Below are 3,146 nucleotides of genomic sequence, written 5' to 3'. Positions count from 1 at the left end.
GGATCGGCCGCTCGAGCTGGTCGTAGGTGCAGGAACGCGGATCGCGGTCGGGGCGAAGGTACCCGAGCGGGGGCCGGAGGCCGCGCCGTTTGGCGGCTCCCGGCGGGGGAACGCGACCGGACGCCAGGGGCGCGGGCGCCGCGCCCGCCGCATCACGGGAGGTCGACATGGGTGACCGGGAGAAGCTGCACGATCTTCGCCAGCAGGCCCACAACGCGGGCATCGAGGGCAACTCCAAGATGACCGAGGAGCAGTTGCGCGAGGCGCTGCGCAAGGTCGGCAAGGGCAAGCAGCCGCAGATGGCCAAGCAGGAAGCCAAACGGTGACACCGTGAGCAGCCCCGGCGCCCTGGGCGGCGCCGGCGCTGCTGGCTTCTCCCAGGCAGCTACTCCGCGTTACGGGACACGCCTGCCGCCTGTGGTCGAGGGCGCGGTGCCGCCGGCTCGACGTCGGGTACCGGTACCGGATGCCGGCGGCGGGGCAGCAACAGCGGACTGGCGAGGATCAGCAGTCCAGCGACGGCGATGGCCGTGCGGGGGCTGGTGGCGGCGGCGAGCAGTCCACCGAGCGCGCTGAGGACGGCGATGGCGGCGCTGCTGCTGATCGACCAGGCCGACAGGGTGCGGGCGATCCGGTCCTGCGGAGTGTGTTCGAGCCGGTAGGTGGCGAGCACCGGGTTGTACAGGCTCATGCTGATGATGATCGCGAGTTCGACGGCGATCACGGTCGCCAGGCCGGCGACGCCGGGCTGGACAAAGGCGAGGCCGATCAACCAGACCGCGCGCAGCGTGCCGACCGTACGGAGGATCCGGTGTTGGCCGTAGCGCGCCACGACCCGGCGGGCCAGCCGTGAGCCGACGAGCCCACCCAGACAGGGGGCGGCGAAGGCGAGGCCGTACTGCCAGGGTGGGAATCCGAGGTCGCGGAGCAGCAGCACCGCCAACAGCGGCTCGGTGGCCATGATCAGTCCGCTGACGAGCAGCTGGTTGAGGTACAGCGCCCGCAGACCGGGATGGGCCAGCAGGTGCCGCCAGCCGTCGACCAGCTCGCCGACGCGGACCCGGCGCTCACCGGCGCGTCGCGGGTGTTCCTCCCGGCCCCGGATCGCCGTGACGCCCAGCGCGGAGAGCAGGTAGCTGAGTGCGTCGGCGACCACGGTGGTCACCGGCCCGAACAGGCCGATCGCCGCGCCACCCAACGGCGGTCCGACGGCGATCGAACTCCACATCGTCGACTCGAACCGCGCGTTGGCCACGAGCAGGTCATCCGGCCGGACGACCGACTTGAGGTACGCGCCGCTCGCCGCGTTGAAGGCGATCTTGGCGGCGGCGACCACGGCCGAGACAACCAGCAACTGGGCGAAGCTGAGCCGGCCGAAGGCGTAGGCGACCGGGACCGTCAGCATGGCCGCGGACCGGGCCAGATCCATCCCGATCATCACCGGCCGCTTGCGGCGGAACTCCACCCAGGGCCCGAGCGGCACCGCGATCAGCGCGCCGACCGCCGGCCCGACCGCCGACAGGGCGGACACCTGCGCGGGGCTGGCGTGCAGGACCAGCACGGCGATCAGCGGCACCGCGCCGAACCCCAGGCCGGAGCCGTAGGCGCTGACCGCGTAGGCCGCCCACAGCCAGCGGAACTGCCGGCCCAGCGACCGCCTCGGCACCACGCTGCGCACCTCCCGCCTCGCACCACCCCGCGTTGACCGTGCGATGTAAGCAGGACCGGGAAGGAGCGATCAAACAACCGAGCCGGCGGCGAGCCACAACCGCCGGTTGTGCCGGTCAGTGCTCATGGCCCCGCCTCCCGGCCGTGTCGGCCCCGTGGGCGCTGTGTGAGCCGTGGAACGGCGTGGTGACCCGGTCGTAGCAGAGCCGCAGCATCATCCCCTGATGCGCGTGCGGCAGGTTGTGGCAGTGGTTCATCCAGATCCCGGGATTCGTAGCCCGGAACCCGACCTCCCACACCTCCCCCGGGCGCACATCGAAGGTGTCCAGCCACAACGGACTGCCCGACGGCGGCGTGCCGTTCCTGGCCAGGACGAGCACGGGATGGCCGTGCAGATGCCAGGGATGGGTCTCCAGGCTCCGGTTGACCACGGTGAACCGGACCAGATCGCCCCCGGCGACCAACTGGTCCGGGATCGACGGGTGGCCACGTCCGTTGACCGTCTGCGCGTACGCCGGCCGGCCGTCCACCATGGCCACGCCACGATCGAGGACCAGGGTGAAGTGCCGGTCGGCACGGCTGCCGGCGTGGAACGGCACGGAGGCCGGCGTGCCGTAGCGCAGCAGGTCGAGTTCCGGCCAGCCGGAGGTGTCCTCGCCGGCCGCGCCCTCACCGCCGGCGTTCGGGCGCAGCCGCAGGCCGCCGCTGTGATCGTTGTCGACGACGAGCCCCACCGCCGTGTCCGGCATGACGAAGACCAGGTCGTACCGTCCGCCCCCGGGCAGCCGCAGCCCGGCCTCGCTGATCTCACCCGGCTCGTGGAGGTCCCGTCCGTCGACGGCCGCCACCCGGAAGGGCGTGCCCGCGAGCGCCAACCGGTGTGCCTCCGAGTCGGTGTTGATCAGCCGGAGCCGCACCGGCGTACCGGCCGGCACGCTCTGGTCGGTGCGCCCGTCCCGGTCCCCGATCACGACGGTCCCGTCGAACGTGTGCACGGGCAGCGTCAGATCCAGCTGCCGCGGGGCGGCGTCGTCGACCTGCGGTGCCCGTGGTGTCACGACGAGGGTCCCGTACAGCCCCCGGCGCACACCGCGGTGGGACGCCTGGTGGGTGTGGTACCAGTAGGTGCCCACCTGTTCGGCGCGGAACCGGTAGACGAACTCCTCGCCGCGCGCCACCACGTCCTGCGTCACGCCCGGCGCGCCGTCCTCACCGCACGCCACGTCGTAGCCGTGCCAGTGCAGGGTCACGCCGTCGTCGATGTCGGTGTTGCGCAGCGTCACCTCGATCAGATCACCCTCGGTGGCGGTGATCGGCGGGCCGGCGATCCGGCCGTTGAAGGTCCACGCCTGGAGTTGCCGTCCGGACGGGAGCCGGACGGTGGCGGTCTGCGCGGTGAGGAGGTGCCGCCGGGTGGCGCCGCCGGGTGCCGGTGTCCCGGCCCCGCGCAGGTCGGCCACGGACCGGCCCGCCCCGGG

At 72.7% G+C, this 3,146-nt stretch carries 3 protein-coding genes; 1 reads left to right on the top strand and 2 read right to left on the bottom strand.

What is annotated here, in order from left to right:
• The first annotated feature begins 167 nt into the window (after window positions 1-167).
• Complete coding sequence (locus ACWEVO_RS33615) at window positions 168-326, top strand: hypothetical protein (protein ID WP_452311448.1); 159 nt, start codon at window positions 168-170, stop codon at window positions 324-326.
• A 59-nt stretch (window positions 327-385) separates the two neighbouring features.
• Here the strand turns inward: ACWEVO_RS33615 and ACWEVO_RS33610 are convergent, their stop codons facing one another.
• Both ACWEVO_RS33610 and ACWEVO_RS33605 read right to left on the bottom strand, forming a co-directional pair.
• Window positions 386-1,669 carry an MFS transporter gene (locus ACWEVO_RS33610; RefSeq protein ID WP_452311447.1) on the bottom strand — a complete coding sequence of 428 codons (1,284 nt, stop codon included), beginning with the start codon at window positions 1,667-1,669 and terminating at the stop codon, window positions 386-388.
• Between the two features lie 115 nt (window positions 1,670-1,784).
• The coding region (locus tag ACWEVO_RS33605) for a multicopper oxidase family protein (RefSeq protein ID WP_452311446.1) at window positions 1,785-3,146 on the bottom strand (1,362 nt) is incomplete at its 5' end.

The sequence above is a fragment of the Micromonospora sp. NPDC003776 genome (assembly GCF_053605645.1).
Note: the sequence above shows the minus strand (reverse complement) of the source record. Positions and strands in the feature narration are given on the sequence as shown.

Coding starts and splice junctions, on each gene's coding strand:
- ACWEVO_RS33615 (WP_452311448.1), top strand. CDS start 168: ATGGGTGACCGGGAGAAGCTGCACGATCTTCGCCAGCAGGCCCACAAC.